Below are 16,179 nucleotides of genomic sequence, written 5' to 3' on the forward strand. Positions count from 1 at the left end.
CCCTCCGGTCCACTGTATCAGGCGGCCAGCCAGACATATTCGGCAAAAGCGTAGCCCATCATGCCGCCGAGCGGGCTGGGGGCGAGGCCCTTCAGCTTCTCGTTGATGGCATCCACGTTGGAGATGTAGGCGGGAATGATGGTGCCGGCCTCTTCGGCGATCATCACCTGCATCTGGTCGTACAGTTCCTTGCGCTTGGGCCAAGCCAGCGTGGCGCGCGCTTCAAGCATCATCTTGTCGAACTTTTCGGACTTGTACTGGCTCTCGTTCCACGGCGCTTCGGAGGCGTAGAGCAGGGAGAACAGGATGTCCGGAGTCGGGCGCGGGTTGATATTCCCGAAATGGATCGGCGCCTTAAGCCAGTAGTTGCTCCAATAGCCGTCGGACGGCACGCGCTGGACGTCGAGCTTCATGCCGATGTCGGCGCCGGCGGCCTGGATCACCATGGCCATATCGACGGCGGACGAGGCGGCGTCGGAGGTGATGACCGGGATAGACTGCCCCAGCAGCCCCGCCTTCTGGAACAGGGATTTCGCCCGCTGCGGGTCGAAGGACTTGGGCTTCAGCGCGGCATTGTGGAAGGGGCTGGACGGCGACACCGGCTGGTCGTTGCCGACCTCACCGAAGCCGCGCAGGGCGGATTTGACGATCTGCTCGCGGTTGACGAGGTATTTCATCCCTTCGACGAAATCCCTGCGGCTGCCCGGCTCCATATCCAGGCGGATGTTCAGGTTGGTGTAGTTGCCGGAGGTCGTCTTGGACAGGGCGAAGCCCTTCTGGCCGTCGACCAGCCGGGTCGAGCGCGGGTTGATCGACGCGGCCAAATGGATGTCGCCTGACAGCAGCGCGTTGACGCGGGCGTTGTCGTCGCTGATCGCGAAGAATTCGAAGCTGTCGACGTGGGGGCCACCCTTCCAGTAATTCGGGTTGCGCACGCCGATGGAGCGCACGCCCGGCTCGAAGCTCTTGCAGATGAAGGCGCCGGTGCCGTTACCCTTGGAGAAGTCGGTGGTGCCGTCGGCCACGATCATGAAGTGATGCATGGCGAGGATGGTCGGCAGGTCGGCGTTGGCGCTGGCCAGCGTGATCGCAACGGTGCTCTTGTCCACCGCCTTGATGTCGGTCATCTGGGCAGCGATCTTGGCGACCTTGGAACCGACGGCCGGATCGAGGTGGCGCTTCAGCGAGAACACCACGTCGTCGGCGGTCAGCGACTTGCCGTCGTGGAAGGTCACGCCGGTGCGCAGCTTGACCGTCCAGGTCTTGGCGTCGTCGGTGTCAATGGACTTCGCCAGCTCCATCTGCGGGATGCCGGCCTTGTCGAGGAAGGTCAGGCGGTTGTAGAAGGCGCAACAGCGGACATAGTCGGTGGACAGCGACGCCTTCGCGGGATCGAGCGTGTCGGCGGTGGAGGACGACCAGCCTGCGGCCTTCAGCGCGCCGCCCTTGACCGGTTCGTCCGCGACCGCGGCGTTGGCGCGGCTCAGAACGAGATCGATTGCGGGCAGGGACATTCCGCCTGCCAGCAGCATCTTCAGCAGGTCGCGGCGATTGGCTCCGCGTCGGATGGCGCTTTCGACCATGCTGTCATCCGTCCGGGTCCAGCTATCAGGCGTCTTTGTCATGCTAGCCTCACTCTGTTCGGGAATGTTTATCGTTTCTTTTTCGCGGCGCTCCGGTTTTGTCCGGTTACGCTGAGACCGTCTTCGGCTCTGCGGCCGCGCTGTCGACGGCATCGGCCAGTTCCGCCATCGAGCGGAAATGGAAATCCGGTTTGGTGAACTCGGCGGGTTCGATGGTGCCGCCATAGCCCTTTTGGGCGTGCCGCCGCTGGATCCAGCAGTTGGTCATGCCGAGGCTGCGCGAAACCCCGATGTCGTGATACTGGCTCTGGGCGACGTGCAGGATATCGTCCTTGCTGCCGCCGTCGCGCTCGACGAAGTCGAACACCTGCTGGAAAAAGGCGGGGTCGGGCTTTTCCACGCCGGTGTCGTCCGCGGTGAAGCCGGCATAGAAGGGGTCGCCCAGTTCGCGGGAGAAATGGGTGAAGGCCCAGCGCCGCGCGTTGGTCATCGCGATCAGCCTGTAGCGCTTGGCCAGACGCGCCATGGCGTCCCGGCTGTCGGGGAAGCCGGCCCAGGACGCCGCGGAATCGCGCAGGCGCTCGCCATACTGAGTGCCGACGGGCAGCCCCAGCTTCGGCGCGATCACCGAATAGACGCGCACCAGATCGTCTGGGAACAGGTCGGCGTTGTCGGCATAGCGCGCCTCACGGTAGAGGGTCAGCGCCGCTTCGCCGTCCACAGTGGCGCCGGCCGCCGCCGCGATCGCGGCGAGGCAGTCCTTGATGCCGGCCTCGAAGTCGATCAGGGTGCCGACGACGTCGAAGGTCAGATATTTGAAGTTCAGCAGGCTCTTGGTCAACGCACCAACTCCTCAATCAAGGACCGCGTTGGGACCGCTTCGGTCCGGCGGGGCGTTTCAGGTCCGGCAGGATCGCCTGCCGGCGGGGCTCTGAGATGGCCCTCTGGAGATAGCCTGGAGATCCGATCTTCTTCCCATCCAGTGTGGTCGATGGGGCGGAAGCCGGTCTCCGAATCATCACTGTTCGACAGCAGAAAATGCCGGATACGGGGGTATTCGCGGATTCTTCAGCGGATACCCCCAATTCCGTCTATCGCATCGCCCGGCGGACGTCGGGATCCTCCAGGGTCTGGTCGAGCGTTTGGGCCGTGCGTTCCAGGATCGCGTCGATGTCCGCATCGGTGCAGCAGAGCGGCGGGGCATAGCCCAGCACGCCGTTCGCGAAGGCGCGGATCACCAACCCGTTGCCCCACGCACGGTCGAAAATCCGGCGCGACGGTTCGGCGGCGGCGGGCAGCGGGGTCTTGCGCTCCTTGTCCACCACCAGTTCGATGGCGGCCAGCATGCCGCGTCCGCGGACATCGCCGACCAGCGGATGGTCGCGCAGAGCGTGCAGACCGGCCATCAGCCGCGCGCCCGCCCTGACGCCGTTGGCGAGCAGGCCGTCCTCGTACAGATTCAGCGCCGCCAGTCCCACCGCGGCACTAACGGGGTGGGCGGAGTAGGTGTAGCCATGCCCCACCGCGGCGTTTCCGGCGGCATCGGCGATGGTATCGTACACCGCGTCCGACAGGAAGACCGCGCCCATCGGCACATAGCCTGAGGTCAGGCCCTTCGCCGTGGTCATCATGTCGGGGACCACGCCGTCCTCGGTGCAGGCGAACAGCGGGCCGGTGCGGCCGAAGCCGGTGATGACCTCGTCGGCGACGAACAGGATGCCCAGGCTGCGGCAGCGGTCGCACATCGCCTTCATCCAGCCGTCGGGCGGGACCAGCACGCCACCGGACCCCTGGATTGGTTCGGCATAGAAGGCGGCGACCCGCTCCGGCCCGCCGACCTCGGTGATCTTGTCGTCGAGCGCTGCCAGCGAGGCGGCGATGATCGCATCCGCATCGTCGCCCACCGGGTTGCGGTAGGCATAGTGCGACGGAATCTTGTGCTGCCAGTCGAAGGGCACGCCGAAGCCTGCATGGAAGGCGGGCAGGGCGGTCAGGCCGGACCCGACGGTGGAGGAGCCGTGATAACCCTGCTCGACGGAAATGAACTGGTCGCGCTGCGGCTGGCCCTTGGCCTGCCAGTAATAGCGGATGAAGCGGATGGTGCTGTCCACCGCGTCCGACCCGCCCAGCGTGAAATAGACATGGTTCAGGTCGCCGGGCGCGCGTTCGGCGAGTGCCGCCGCCAACCGGATCGCCGGCTCGCTGCCCAACCCGAAATAGCCGGTCGCGTAGGGCAGTTGCTGCATCTGGCGGGTGGCGGCGTCGACGAGGCTCTGCTGCCCATAGCCGGCATTGACGCACCACAGGCCGGCGAAACCGTCCACCAACTGGCGGCCGGCGGCGTCTGTGACCGTAGCACCTGAGCCGGAGGCAATCACCCGCACCCCCGCCTTCTCGTGGCCGCGATATGAGGCGACCGGATGGACCAGATGGGCACGGTCGAGTTCGATCAGGGAATTGCTGAGCATGGTCCTCTCCGGATCAGCCGAGTGCTTGGCTGGCAAACGCGAAAGTCGAAACGGCCGTCGCGGAACCGTCTGCTGCGGTGGGGATGGAGCGGCGCATGGCGATACCGCCGCCGATATGGCGCAGGCCGCAATCGGCGAGCCATGGACCCAGGCCGGTATCGACCGTGGTATCTACCCGCAGGAATTTTCCGGGATGCTCGGCGATGATGGGGGCGATCAGTGCCTTGGCGCCGTCCGCATCGGGGGCGACCACCGGGCCGATGACCTGCCCGCGGCCGAAGTCGCGCAAGGCGGCGAAGCCGGCGGGAACACCGTTCCGGCGCAACAGCGTGAAGCTTCCGACTCCGGCGAGACGATCCAGCAGCCGGCCACGGTTGGCACCGAAGGCCGCCCGGTCCAGCGCGGAGATGGCGGCATGGTCGCCGGGGCCGGCGGGGGCGACGTCTTCCGGCGCAACCGCTTCCGGCGCAACCGACGACATCGGCGTCGCTTCTCCCTGATGCTGAAGCACCGTGCCGACCTCGCGGAAGCCCAGTTTTTCGTAGAGCGGAAGCCCATCGCGGGTGGCGACGAGGCGCAGCGGACGGTCGCCGGCCAGTGCCATCGCCTCGTCCATCAGGCGGCGGCCAAGGCCCTGCCCGCGCCAGCCTTCATCGACGATGACCATGTTGATGGTGGCGGCATCCTCGCCATAGGGGGTCATCAGCACAGTGCCGACCACCTGTGACGTCTCTGCGTCCACGGCGACCAGTCCCTGGCTCAGCGAAAGGGTCAGGGACCAGTCTTCCAGACGGTGCGGCCATTGCGCCTGCTGGGACAGGGCGAGCGCGTCTTTCAGATGCTTCGGCTCGAAGGCCAGACAGTGAGCCGTTCTTTTGGAAACCGTGTGCTTGCTCATGGGCAGTCCTTTCAGCCTCTGCTCCAAGAGTGGGCGCAGCGGCCCCGGACGATTGTCTGAAGGCGACACCCGTCGCGACATCTTTCACCTTTGCTTCGCCAGCCCACCGCATCTTATGCCGTGACCCCGGCCGCCCAATCCCTATGGGAGGCGCGGATGTCCCGTTCGGGGTGCTTGGACGCCGTTTCCCTCCCAACCAAATGCTGAGTGCCGAGACGGAAACGAAACTTTGTGCTTTCGCGCCGGGCAATTCGGTCAGGCCCGGTGTCAAGGCACGGCTAGGATCGTGGGGCAGGGCCGATCCCGCCCCGATCCAATTCGCCCCTCCCCCTTCGTCCCATCTCAAGGAAGCAGCCATGAGCCAGTTTCGGCCGAAATACGTCACCTTCGATTGCCACGGCACGCTGATCAACTTTCAGATGGCCGAAGCCGCGCGCGATCTGTACGGGTCGATCCTCGACGAAGCGCGGATGACGGAGTTCATCAGGAACTTCGCCGCCTACCGCCTCGACGAGATCATGGGCGACTGGAAGCCCTATGCCGAGGTCGTGCACAACGCGCTGGAGCGCAGCTGCAAGCGCAACAACGTCGTCTTCCGCGACGAGGACGCGCGCATGGTCTATGAGCGGGTTCCCACCTGGGGTCCGCATGCGGACGTTCCAGCCGGGCTGGCCAAGGTCGCAAAGGAAATCCCGTTGGTCATCCTGTCCAACGCCATGAACGACCAGATCCCGTCGAACGTGGCGAAGCTGGGTGCCCCCTTCCACGCCGTCTACACCGCCGAACAGGCGCAGGCCTACAAGCCGCGTTTCCAGGCGTTCGAATATATGTTCGACATGCTCGGCTGCGGGCCGGAGGACATCCTGCACTGCTCCTCCTCCTTCCGCTACGACCTGATGTCGGCGCATGATCTGGGCATCCGCAACAAGGTGTGGGTCAACCGCGGCCACGAACCGGCCAACCCCTATTACGGCTATGTCGAGATTTCCGACATTTCCGGCCTGCCCGGCGTGGTCGGGCTGTAAGGGGCGATTTTCCGGTTCAGGCTGCAATAGGAAGGACCCAGGTCATGAAGTTCGTCTCCTACTGGCACGACACGGCCCCGGCCTTCACGGGCGGGGCGGAGGGGGCCATCGAGGGCCATTACGACGTTGCCATTGTGGGAGGAGGCTTCACCGGCCTGGGGGCCGCCCGCCAGCTCGCCAAGGCCGGCGCGCGGGTGATCGTGCTGGAAGCCGGCCACATCGGCGGCGGTGCTTCGGGACGCAACGGCGGCCATCTCAACAACGGTCTTGCCCACAGCTTCATCGCTGCCAAGACCGCGCTTGGAACGGAGCGCGCCATCGCGCTCTATCGCGCCTTCGACCAGTCGATCGACACGCTGGAGGCGGTGATCGCCGAAGAGGGGATCGGGTGCAACTTCCGCCGCGCCGGAAAATTGAAGCTCGCCTCTAAGCCCGCACATTTCGACACGATCGCACGCAACTTCGAGGCGGTCCATCGCGAGGTCGATCCCGACACCGAACTGTTGTCCGCCGGGGACCTGAAGGGGGAGGTCGGCTCGCCGTTTTACGGCGCGATGCTGTCGCGCAAGAGCGCCATGATGCATATGGGCCGCTTCGTGGTCGGGCTGGCGAATGCCGCCAAGCGCCATGGCGTGGGACTGGTCGAAAACGCGCCGGTCGGCGCCATCACCCGGTCCGGCGACCGCCATACACTGTCCACCCCGCGCGGCACGGTCACCGCCAAGGAGGTGCTGATCGCCACTGGCGCTTACACCACACCCAACTTCAGCCACTTCCGCCGCCGCATCATCTCGGTCGGCAGCTTCATTATCGCGACCCGGCCGCTGAGCGACGACGAAATCGGGTCGGTGGTGCCGGGCAACCGCACCTACGTCACGTCGATGAACATCGGCAACTATTTCCGCCTGTCGCCCGACCGGCGGCTGATCTTCGGCGGCCGAGCCCGCTTCTCGGCCACGTCCGACCAGCGCTCCGACGCCAAGAGCGGGGCGATCCTGCGTGCGAGCCTCGCGCGGATCTTTCCGCAGATCGCCAGCATCGAAATCGATTACTGCTGGGGCGGACTGGTGGACATGACCAGCGACCGTTACCCGCGCGCCGGCTATCAGGACGGGCTGTGGTACGCCATGGGCTATTCCGGCCATGGTGCGCAGCTGTCGACCCATCTCGGCATGACCATGGCCGACGCGATCCTGGGGCGCGAGGACCGTAATCCGCTGAAGGGCCTGTCCTGGCCTGCCGTCCCCGGCCATTTCGGGAAGCCCTGGTTCCTGCCGCTGGTCGGGTTGTATTACAAGGCACTCGACCGGATTCAGTGACCGTCGGTAAGAAAAAAAGCCCGGCAGGAGCGAAGTGTTCCTGCCGGGCTTTTTCGCTGTTCCTGAGCCTCAGCCCAACCCGCCGATGTGGAAGGTCTTCATCTCCAGATACTCTTCAATCCCCACCTGTGCGCCCTCGCGGCCCAGGCCGGACTGCTTGACACCGCCGAAGGGGGCGACCTCGGTGGAAATCAGGCCGGTGTTCAGCCCGACCATGCCGGCCTCCAGCGCCTCTCCCACCCGCCACGACCGCGCGAGGTTCTGCGTGTAGAAATAGGCGGCCAGTCCGAAGGGCGTGGAGTTGGCGAGTGCTACTGCCTCCTCCTCCGTCTCGAAGCGGAACAGCGGTGCCACCGGGCCGAAGGTTTCCTCATGCGCCAGCAGCATGTCGGTGCTGGCGCCGGTCAACACCAGCGGAGCGACATATTGCGGACCGTCCGCGGCGACGGCGGAGGACGCGACGCTGGCGCCCTTGGCCACCGCATCGGCGACGTGGCGCTTGATCTTCTCGACGGCGGCGGCGTTGATCATCGGGCCGATGGCGACACCCGGTTCCAGCCCCGATCCCACCCGCATGGCGTTGACGCGGGCGACCAGCCGGTCGCGGAACGCCTCATAGACGCCCGCCTGCACCAGGATGCGGTTGGCGCAGACGCAGGTCTGTCCGCCGTTGCGGAACTTGGAGAGGATGACTCCCTCCACCGCCTGATCGAGATCGGCGTCGTCGAACACGATGAAGGGCGCGTTGCCGCCCAGCTCCAGGCTCAGCCGTTTGATGCCGGCGGCGGCCCCGCGCATCAGCAGCGAGCCGACGCGGGTCGAGCCGGTGAAGGAGATCTTGCGGACGGTCTCGTTCGTCAGGAGTTCCTCGCCGATGGCTTCCGGCCGGCCGGTCAGGATGTTGATCACGCCGGCCGGGATGCCGGCCCGTTCGGCCAGCACACCAAGCGCCAGCGCCGAATAGGGGGTGAAGTCCGACGGCTTGATGACCACGGTGCAGCCTGCGGCCAGCGCCGGAGCGACCTTGCGGGTGATCATGGCGTTGGGGAAGTTCCACGGCGTGATGATGCCGCAGACGCCGACCGGCTCCTTCATCACCACGATGCGGCGGTCGGGGGTGGGGGAGGGGATGGTGATCCCGCCGATGCGGCGCGCCTCCTCGGCGAACCACTTGACAAAGGAGGCGCCATAGCGGATCTCGCCGCGCGCCTCGTCCAGCGGCTTGCCCTGCTCCAGCGTCAGGAGGCGGGCAAGATCCTCCAGATTCTCGATCATCAGCGCGTGCCAGCGCTCCAGCAGAGCGGCACGGTCGGCATGGGTGCGCCGCTTCCAGGCCGGGTAGGCTTCGGCCGCGGCGGCGATGGCGTCGCGGGCGTCGGTTCCGTCCATGTCGGGAACGCTGCCGAGGCTGCCGCCAGTCGCCGGATTCAGGACGTCGATTGTCCGGCCGGCCGCCCCGTCGCACCAGCGCCCGCCGATCAGCCCCTGTTCGCGGAACAGGGCGGAGTCCGTCAGATTATGGGTCATGATCCTGTGTTTTCCGCTGATATGGAGTGTCTTCTCGACGCATCAGGACAAGGCCGACAGCACGGCGGCGGTGATCGCGTCCGTTTTGTCCTTGCCGGGAACGGTGCCGATCCCCCTGCCGGTGGTGTCGCCCAGCGCCACCATCACGCGGTCGGCGGCGGCCTTCTCCCCCAGATGCTCCAGCATCATGGCACCCGACCAGATGGCGGCGATCGGATTGGCGATGCCGAGATGGGCGATGTCGGGGGCCGAGCCGTGCACCGGCTCGAACATCGACGGCGCCTTGCGGTCAGGATTGAGGTTGGCAGAGGCGGCGAAGCCCAGCCCCCCCTGGATCGCCGCCCCCAGATCGGTGAGGATGTCGCCGAAGAGGTTGGAGGCGACGACCACGTCCAGGCTTTCCGGCGCCGTCACCATGCGCGCTGCCATGGCGTCGACGTGATAGCTGGTGACCTCGACGTCCGGGTGTTCGGCGGCGAGCTGGCGGGTGATCTCGTCCCAGAACACCATCGAGTATTTCTGCGCGTTCGATTTGGTGACGGAGGCCAGCTTGCCGCGCCGGGCGCGGGCCTGTGCGAAGGCGAAGCGCAGGATCCGTTCCACCCCCATGCGGGTGAAGACGCCAGTCTCCACCGCCACCTCCTGCGGTGTTCCCTGATGGATGCGGCCGCCGGCGCCGGCATATTCACCCTCGGTGTTCTCACGGACGCACAGGATGTCGAAGCCGCCCCTGCGCAGCGGTCCCTCCACCCCCGGTAGCAGCCGGTGCGGGCGGACATTGGCGTACTGGTCGAACGCCTTGCGGATGGGCAGCAGCAGCCCGTGCAGTGACACCGCGTCCGGCACCTCGGCCGGCCAGCCGACCGCGCCCAGCAGGATGGCGTCGTACTGGCGCAGCGTGTCGATGCCGTCGGCCGGCATCATGACGCCGGTTTCCTTGTAATGGGCGCAGGACCACGGCATCTCGGTGCCGGCCAGCGCGAAACCGGACTGCGTCGCCACGGCCTGCAACACATCCCAAGCGGCGTCGACCACGGGATGCCCGATGCCGTCGCCCTTGATGATCGCGATATTGTGGGTCTTCATCGAACGTCCCTCAGAGGCCGATCAGCACGCTTTTGCTGCGGCGGTTGGCGAGATAGGCCTCGCGTCCCAGATCCTTGCCGATGCCGGAGCGCTTGTAGCCGCCGGTCGGCAGGATGTGGTCGCGCGAACGGCCATAACGGTTGACCCACACCGTCCCGGCCTGGAGCCGCCGGGTCAGGCGGATGGCGCGCGACAGGTCGCGGGTGTAAAGGCCGGCGGCAAGGCCGTAGGTTGGATGGTCGGCCAGCGCCATCGCCTCCTCCTCGGTGTCGAAGCTCTGCACGGTCAGGACCGGGCCGAAGATTTCCTCCGTTACGGCGGGGGAGCTTTGATCGACTCCGGTGATCAGGGTCGGTGCGTAGTAATACCCGTCGCCGTCCATCGGGGCGCCGCCGGTCAGGCACTCCACCGACCCGGTCAGCGAGGCCGTGACGATGGAATGGATGCGGCCGCGCTGCCGTTCGGAGATGATCGGGGAATAGCGGGTCGCCTCGTCCCACGTCGGGCCGGGACTCACGGCGCGCATGTGGCCCAGGATCAGGTCGATCAGCGGCTCGGCCACCGATCTTTCGACCAGCAGGCGCGACCCGGCGACGCAGGCCTGTCCGGCGTTCGACAGCACGCTGGTGGCGATGGCGGCGGCGGCCTTCTCCAGGTCGGCATCGGCGAAGACGACCTGCGGGCTCTTGCCGCCCAGCTCCAGCGTCATCGGCTTGACGCCGCTGCGGGCGATGTCGGCCATGATCGCCGAACCCGCAGCCGTCGATCCGGTGAAGCTGACCTTGGCGATGCCGGAATGGCGGGTGATGGCCGCACCGGTGGTCGGGCCGTCGCCCTGGACGATGTTGATGAGGCCGGCGGGCAGACCGGCCTTCACCGCCAGCTGCGCCAGCAGGACGGTGGAGAAGGGCGTCATCTCCGATGGCTTCAGCACCACGGCGTTGCCGGCGGCCAGCGCCGGGCCGAGCTTCCAGCCGGCCATAGACAGCGGGAAATTCCACGGCGTGATGGCGCCGACGACGCCGTAAGGCTCCGTCATCACCATGCCGAGGCTGCCGTCATCGGTGGGGGCGAGGTCGCCGCCCTCCTTGTCGGCGAATTCGGCGAAGAAGCGGATCTGCTCGGCCGTCACTGCCACGTCGCCGGCGACCAGTTGCCCGACCGGCCGGGTGGAGGACAGCGCCTCCACCTTCGCCAGGGTTTCCGCCTCCTCTTCGATCAGCGCGGCCCAGCGCTGGAGCACGGTGGTGCGCTCGCGCGGGCGCACACCGCTCCAGTTGCTGGATTTAAGCGCGGCCTGCGCGGTGGCGACCGCCTTGTCCACCAATTCGGCGGACGCCACCGGGCAGTCGGCATAGGCGCGGCCGTCCGATGGCCGGTGCATGGGCAGCCCATCCGCCGCCGGAATCAGACGGTCGCCGATGAAGTGCCCGATCGGCAGCGGCAGACGGTCCGGATCGAAGGATAAGCTCATGACAAGCCCTCAGGTGATGGTGACGTAGATCTTGCGGACCGTCTCGATGGTCTTCCACACGCCGGTGAAACCCGGCTTCATGACGAAGCTGTCGCCAGCGCGATACACCACCGGCTCGCCGGCATCCGGGGTGATCTCCACCATGCCGGACAGGATGTGACAGAACTCGAAGGTTTCACCCTTGATCGAGCGGGTTTCGCCTGGCGTGGCTTCCCACACGCCGGTCAGCACCTTGTCGTCCTTGGCGGCGTCCTGTGCCCAGGTCTTGAAGGCGGGCGACCCGGCGATCAGCCGGTCCGGCATCGGGGTCGATTCCCGTGGGGCGAAGGTCGGGGCGGGATCGATGGTCTTCAGCAGCGACATTGAGGGAACCCTTGTTGGTGAGCGGCCGTGCCGCAGGAATGGGATTGGGGGCCGGCGTCAATAGCCGCGCCGGCGGTCGACCAGCCCGACCGGATCCAGGCCGGCGAAATGCCGGCGCAGATTGTCGATGACCGCTTGGGCGGCGCTTTCGGGCTGGGTGACGCTGGCGATGTGCGGGGTCAGCAGAATGTTCGGATGCGTCCAGAAGGGATGGTCGGCCGGCAGCGGCTCCGGATCGGTCACATCGACCACCGCCGCGGACAGCTGCGCGTTGTCGAGCGCATCCAGCAGGGCGGCATGGTTCAGCTGCGGTCCGCGCCCGGTGTGAACCAGGGCGGCCCCCCTCGGCAGCTTCGCCAGCAAATCGGCATCGAGGAAGCCGCGTGTGTCGGGCGTCAGCGGCAGCAGGACGATCAGGATGTCGGTTCCGGCCAACATGGTGTCCAGGCCGTCCGCACCATGGTGGCAGGTCACCCCGTCGATGAGGCGCTGCGAGCGGCTCCATCCCGCCAGTGGGAAGCCGAAGGGCTTCAGCCGCTCCAGCACCGCCCGTCCCAGCACACCGAGGCCCAGCACGCCGACCCGCCGCTGCGCCGCCTGCGGCTGCGGCAGGGCGCGCCAGATGCAGGCCGCCTGCTGGGCCCGATAGGCCGGCATCTGGCGATGCAGGGACAGCACGGCCAGCGTGGCGTATTCCTGCATCATGCGGACGATGCCGTCCTCCACCATGCGCACCACCTTCACATGGTCGGGCAGGGCGGTCATGGTGAACTGGTCGACCCCGGCGCCGATGGAGAAAACGATCTCCAGATTGCGGTAGCGGGCGAGATTGTCCGGGATGGTCCAGGTGATCAGGTAGCGCACGGCATCGGGATCGACGCCGGCCGCATCCATCGAAAAGGGCAACTCCGGCAGTTCGGCGGCGAAGGCCTTGGCGAAGACGGCGCCGCGCGCGGCATCCGAATTGAACAGGAAGGTCATTGGTGTTCCTTTGTCGATGCGCGACGGGTGCGGGCAGAGGTCAAAGACGACAACGCCGGCCCAGCGCTTCGATCATCGACTGGCAGGCGGTCAGCTCCTCGACGAGGATGTGTTCGTTCGGGCGGTGCGCCCGCGCGATGTCGCCGGGGCCGCAGATGATCGCGTCGATCCCGGCGGTCTGGTACAACCCGGCCTCGGTGCCGTAACTGACGGCGGCCAACGGTTCCTGCCCGGTCAGCTCCTCCAGCAGGCGGGCGAGCGGCGAGTGCGCGGCCAGGAACAGCGCGGGATAGGCGCCGGTCTGCGTCCAGTCGACGACGAAGCCGCGCTCCTCAAGCCGCACCGCCGCCTCGCGCACCGGCTCCAGCAGGGTGACGGGATCGACGCCTGCGATGGCGCGGGCCTCGAACTCGGCGGTGCAGGCGTCGGGGATGATGTTCACCGCCAGCCCGCCCTGGATTGTGCCGACCTGAAGCGAGGAATAGGGCGGCTCGAACACCGAATCCAGCGGCCCCTGGCTCAGGCGGTCGGCCTGGGCGACGGCGGCGGTCAGCGCGTCGGTCATGGCGTGGATGGCGTTCAGCCCCTGGTCGGGGCGGGAGGAATGGCCGGAGCGCCCGCGCACCGTCAGCCGGGCCGCCACCTTGCCCTTGTGGGCGCGGATGGCGCGCAGGCCGCTCGGCTCGCCGACGATGACACCCAGCGGCGGCGCGCACAGGCTGGGCAGATGCGGCATAAGATGCGGCGCGCCCTGGCAGCCGGCCTCCTCGTCATAGGTGAAGGCAAAATGGATCGGCCGGGCCAGCGGTGCGGCGGTCAGGGCCGGCAGCGCCGCCAGAGCCGCCGCGATGAAGCCCTTCATGTCCGAGGTGCCGCGCCCGTACAGCCGGTTGCCGTCGGCACGCAGCCGGAACGGGTCGCTGGACCAGTCCGGTTCGCTCGCCGGCACCACGTCCATATGGCCGGACAGGACATAGCCGGGAATCATCGCCGGACCGACGGTGGCGAACAGGTTGTACCGGTCGCCCTCCGGCCCCGGCAGCACCCGCACGCGCAGTCCGGCACCCTCCAGAATGCTGCGGATTCCGTCGACGATGGCGCAGTTCGGGGTTCCGACGACGGACGGGAAGGCAATCAGATCCTTCAGAATGTCGATCACGGTCATGACGGCCTCGCCTTGTCCCTTGTCTGCCTCCCCTGCTGCGCGCCATCGGCGCGGGGAGGCGTTTTCGGTTCGCTGCTGTGTGCGGAGGGGGAGGCGGCCTTGGCGGCTGCCACGGTGACGATCCCGGCGGGTACGATCTTAGTCCGTGGCCGCTCCATTCCATGCTGAATGCATGGGTGATTTGGATGATTGTTGTGCCGGCCCGGTGTTTTGCGGTGATTTGTGCGGTGGTCGCCCCGCTAGTCTCGGTGAGCGGTGGATGGTTCAGGCATATCGGTTGCCCCAAAGGCGCACCGCCTCACTCTATGGAAACGCCGGGGAGGAGGACGCTTTGAGCGAACGCGGTCTTGATGATGGATCGGAGGCTGGAGAGTCGACGGACGCCCCGTTACCGGCCTCCCTCACGGTCGACGCCTTCGACGTACGGATGGCCGACATCGCCGACATCGACCTGGAGCGCCTGCAGGCGCTGTCGATCTCGGTCGGCTGGCCGCATCGCGCCGAGGACTGGCAGTTCGCGCGCGAGGTCGGCCATGGTTTCGTCGCGCTGGACGAGATCGACCGGGTGCTGGGATCGGCGATGTGGTTTCCCCATGGCGACGATTTCGCCACCATCGGCATGGTGATGACGTCGCCCCGGCTGCAATCGCTGGGGGTCGGCGAATGGCTGATGAAGCGGGTGCTGTCGGCGTCGGCGGGACGCACCTATCGGCTCAGCGCGACCCGCGCGGCTCTGGCGCTGTACCGCTCGCTCGGCTTCATTGGTCATCGCACGGTGTTCCAATGCCAGGGCGAAGCGCGCCGGAGCGACCAGCCCCCCCCCGCCGGGCCGGTGCGGCGGCTGGAGGCGGCGGATCTCGCGGCGGTGACGGATCTTGATGAGCGCGCCTTCGGAATCTCGCGCGCCGGGTTGATCGCGCGGCTTTTCGACCAATCGGTCGGCTATGGCCTGGAGCGCGACGGTGGGCTGGCGGCTTTCGCCCTCTGCCGTCCCTTCGGCCGTGGGCATGTGGTCGGTCCCGTGGTCGCCGGGCTGGACGAGGATGCGGTCGCGGTGGTGCAGCCCCATGTGAACGAGCATGATGGCCGTTTCCTGCGCCTGGACACCCATCTTGACGAAGGAATCTTCCCGCTGTTCGTCGCCCGGTCGGGTTTGAAAATCCACGACACGGTGCTAACCATGTCGCTCGGCGCGCCGCTGACCGATCCGTCGACGCGGGGGTCGGACCGCCCCGTCACCTTCGCACTCGCAACCCAGGCTCTGGGTTGAACCTCTAGCGGTTTCACGAACAAGGATTCGCCGATCATGCCGGGACAGACGCCGGACTCCTCCGCCGGCTCTCATGCCGCCCCCGTGCCCGAACCCTCTCCTCTTGGAAACTCCTCCGGCAACCGTGCCGGTATCATGCTCCGGCTGGTGTCGGCCGGGCTGTTCGTGGTGATGTCACTGTTCGTCCGGCTGGCGTCCGTCGAGGCGCCGGTCGGACAGATCGTTTTCTACCGCAGCGCCTTCGCGCTGCCGCCGATCATCGCCTATCTGATGTGGCGCCGGCAGTTCCCGTCGGCTTTGAAGACCCGGCAGCCGGTTGGGCACCTGAAGCGAAACATCTATGGAGGTGCGGCGATGGTGCTCTCCTTCGTCTCGCTGGCCTATCTGCCTCTGGCGCTGGCGACCGCGCTCGGCTTCCTGGCTCCGCTGCTTTCGGTGCCGGCCGCCATGTTGTTCCTGCGCGAGCGGCCGGGCGCCGTAGCCATCGGCGCGGCGCTGGTCGGGTTCGCCGGTGTGGTCCTGATGCTGGTGCCGGCCTTTGAAGGACCGACGCTGGATCACAACACCATCATCGGGGTGGCGGCGGGACTGGCGATGGCGGTCGCGACCGCCGCCGGCCGGGTCGAGATAAAGACGCTGACCGCCACCGAGGCGCCGGGGACCATCGCATTCTATTTCGCTCTGCTTTGCGCACTCGGCGGGCTGGCGAGCTGGCCGTTCGGCTGGATCACTCCGGGCGGGATGTCGCTGGCCTATCTCATTGGGGCGGGCATCACCGGGGGGCTGGCGCACATCACCATGACTGAGGCGATGGCCCGCGCTTCGGTCTCGACCCAGGCACCTTTCGACTACACCGCCATGCTGTGGGCGCTGATCCTTGACGCGGCCATCTTCGGCCTGCTGCCGTCACCAGTCAGCCTGGCCGGCGCCTTCGTCATCGCGGCGTCGGCACTGGTGGTTCCGCTGTCCGACCGGTTCGTCGGCCGGTTGGAGACGGTGCGGGCCACCCGCTGACGTTCA

14 protein-coding genes are annotated in these 16,179 nt (G+C 67.0%); 4 read left to right on the forward strand and 10 right to left on the reverse strand.

The window, feature by feature from the left end; translation table 11 throughout:
- Window positions 1-17 precede the first annotated feature (17 nt).
- From E6C72_RS22785 to E6C72_RS22800, 4 genes are all read right to left on the reverse strand, one after another.
- The gene (locus E6C72_RS22785) at window positions 18-1,625 is read right to left on the reverse strand and encodes an ABC transporter substrate-binding protein (RefSeq protein WP_109084445.1); all 1,608 of its coding nucleotides are present in this window, start codon (window positions 1,623-1,625) and stop codon (window positions 18-20) included.
- Window positions 1,626-1,689: 64 nt separating this feature from the next.
- Window positions 1,690-2,424, reverse strand: coding sequence for an HAD-IA family hydrolase (locus E6C72_RS22790; RefSeq protein ID WP_109084446.1), 735 nt, complete (start codon window positions 2,422-2,424; stop codon window positions 1,690-1,692).
- A 250-nt stretch (window positions 2,425-2,674) separates the two neighbouring features.
- Window positions 2,675-4,051: an aspartate aminotransferase family protein gene (locus tag E6C72_RS22795; RefSeq protein ID WP_109084447.1), complete on the reverse strand. Its 1,377-nt coding sequence runs from the start codon at window positions 4,049-4,051 to the stop codon at window positions 2,675-2,677.
- A 13-nt stretch (window positions 4,052-4,064) separates the two neighbouring features.
- On the reverse strand, window positions 4,065-4,949 hold the full coding sequence (locus E6C72_RS22800) for a GNAT family N-acetyltransferase (protein ID WP_109084448.1): 885 nt from the start codon (window positions 4,947-4,949) through the stop codon (window positions 4,065-4,067).
- A 356-nt stretch (window positions 4,950-5,305) separates the two neighbouring features.
- On the opposite strand from E6C72_RS22800, the gene E6C72_RS22805 reads away from it, so the two are divergent.
- Both E6C72_RS22805 and E6C72_RS22810 read left to right on the forward strand, forming a co-directional pair.
- Window positions 5,306-5,974: a haloacid dehalogenase type II gene (locus E6C72_RS22805; RefSeq protein WP_109084449.1), complete on the forward strand. Its 669-nt coding sequence runs from the start codon at window positions 5,306-5,308 to the stop codon at window positions 5,972-5,974.
- Window positions 5,975-6,018: 44 nt separating this feature from the next.
- Window positions 6,019-7,293, forward strand: coding sequence for an FAD-binding oxidoreductase (locus E6C72_RS22810; RefSeq protein WP_109084450.1), 1,275 nt, complete (start codon window positions 6,019-6,021; stop codon window positions 7,291-7,293).
- Window positions 7,294-7,362: 69 nt separating this feature from the next.
- Here E6C72_RS22810 and E6C72_RS22815 read toward each other — a convergent pair whose 3' ends face one another.
- Genes E6C72_RS22815 through argE form a run of 6 tightly spaced genes read right to left on the reverse strand, consistent with a single transcriptional unit; the run spans window position 7,363 to window position 13,889 of the window.
- Window positions 7,363-8,820, reverse strand: a complete 1,458-nt coding sequence (locus tag E6C72_RS22815) for an NAD-dependent succinate-semialdehyde dehydrogenase (RefSeq protein ID WP_109084451.1) — start codon at window positions 8,818-8,820, stop codon at window positions 7,363-7,365.
- Between the two features lie 42 nt (window positions 8,821-8,862).
- On the reverse strand, window positions 8,863-9,906 hold the full coding sequence (locus tag E6C72_RS22820) for a tartrate dehydrogenase (protein ID WP_109084452.1): 1,044 nt from the start codon (window positions 9,904-9,906) through the stop codon (window positions 8,863-8,865).
- Window positions 9,907-9,916: 10 nt separating this feature from the next.
- Entirely contained in the window at window positions 9,917-11,380 is a 1,464-nt protein-coding gene (locus E6C72_RS22825; RefSeq protein ID WP_109084453.1) for an aldehyde dehydrogenase, read from the reverse strand.
- A 9-nt stretch (window positions 11,381-11,389) separates the two neighbouring features.
- Window positions 11,390-11,743, reverse strand: a complete 354-nt coding sequence (locus tag E6C72_RS22830; RefSeq protein ID WP_109084454.1) for a cupin domain-containing protein — start codon at window positions 11,741-11,743, stop codon at window positions 11,390-11,392.
- A 57-nt stretch (window positions 11,744-11,800) separates the two neighbouring features.
- Window positions 11,801-12,724 (reverse strand): glyoxylate/hydroxypyruvate reductase A, encoded by a 924-nt coding sequence (locus E6C72_RS22835; protein WP_109084455.1) that lies wholly within the window; start codon window positions 12,722-12,724, stop codon window positions 11,801-11,803.
- Window positions 12,725-12,764: 40 nt separating this feature from the next.
- Window positions 12,765-13,889: an acetylornithine deacetylase gene (gene argE, locus E6C72_RS22840; protein ID WP_109084456.1), complete on the reverse strand. Its 1,125-nt coding sequence runs from the start codon at window positions 13,887-13,889 to the stop codon at window positions 12,765-12,767.
- Between the two features lie 331 nt (window positions 13,890-14,220).
- Here argE and E6C72_RS22845 point away from each other — a divergent pair, with 331 nt between their 5' ends.
- Together E6C72_RS22845 and E6C72_RS22850 are read left to right on the forward strand one after the other, a co-directional pair.
- On the forward strand, window positions 14,221-15,159 hold the full coding sequence (locus tag E6C72_RS22845) for a GNAT family N-acetyltransferase (protein WP_199228683.1): 939 nt from the start codon (window positions 14,221-14,223) through the stop codon (window positions 15,157-15,159).
- Window positions 15,160-15,195: 36 nt separating this feature from the next.
- Window positions 15,196-16,173, forward strand: a complete 978-nt coding sequence (locus E6C72_RS22850; RefSeq protein WP_109084458.1) for a DMT family transporter — start codon at window positions 15,196-15,198, stop codon at window positions 16,171-16,173.
- Window positions 16,174-16,179 lie beyond the last annotated feature (6 nt).

This window comes from Azospirillum sp. TSH100 (assembly GCF_004923295.1).
GTDB lineage: Bacteria > Pseudomonadota > Alphaproteobacteria > Azospirillales > Azospirillaceae > Azospirillum.

What these genes read in the sequence shown, in the direction of transcription:
- E6C72_RS22795 (WP_109084447.1), bottom strand. Translation starts at nt 4,051, where the DNA reads ATGCTCAGCAATTCCCTGATCGAACTCGACCGTGCCCATCTGGTCCAT.
- E6C72_RS22820 (WP_109084452.1), bottom strand. Translation starts at nt 9,906, where the DNA reads ATGAAGACCCACAATATCGCGATCATCAAGGGCGACGGCATCGGGCAT.
- argE (WP_109084456.1), bottom strand. Translation starts at nt 13,889, where the DNA reads ATGACCGTGATCGACATTCTGAAGGATCTGATTGCCTTCCCGTCCGTC.
- E6C72_RS22805 (WP_109084449.1), top strand. Translation starts at nt 5,306, where the DNA reads ATGAGCCAGTTTCGGCCGAAATACGTCACCTTCGATTGCCACGGCACG.
- E6C72_RS22850 (WP_109084458.1), top strand. Translation starts at nt 15,196, where the DNA reads ATGCCGGGACAGACGCCGGACTCCTCCGCCGGCTCTCATGCCGCCCCC.
- E6C72_RS22830 (WP_109084454.1), bottom strand. Translation starts at nt 11,743, where the DNA reads ATGTCGCTGCTGAAGACCATCGATCCCGCCCCGACCTTCGCCCCACGG.
- E6C72_RS22825 (WP_109084453.1), bottom strand. Translation starts at nt 11,380, where the DNA reads ATGAGCTTATCCTTCGATCCGGACCGTCTGCCGCTGCCGATCGGGCAC.
- E6C72_RS22835 (WP_109084455.1), bottom strand. Translation starts at nt 12,724, where the DNA reads ATGACCTTCCTGTTCAATTCGGATGCCGCGCGCGGCGCCGTCTTCGCC.
- E6C72_RS22815 (WP_109084451.1), bottom strand. Translation starts at nt 8,820, where the DNA reads ATGACCCATAATCTGACGGACTCCGCCCTGTTCCGCGAACAGGGGCTG.
- E6C72_RS22810 (WP_109084450.1), top strand. Translation starts at nt 6,019, where the DNA reads ATGAAGTTCGTCTCCTACTGGCACGACACGGCCCCGGCCTTCACGGGC.
- E6C72_RS22800 (WP_109084448.1), bottom strand. Translation starts at nt 4,949, where the DNA reads ATGAGCAAGCACACGGTTTCCAAAAGAACGGCTCACTGTCTGGCCTTC.
- E6C72_RS22785 (WP_109084445.1), bottom strand. Translation starts at nt 1,625, where the DNA reads ATGACAAAGACGCCTGATAGCTGGACCCGGACGGATGACAGCATGGTC.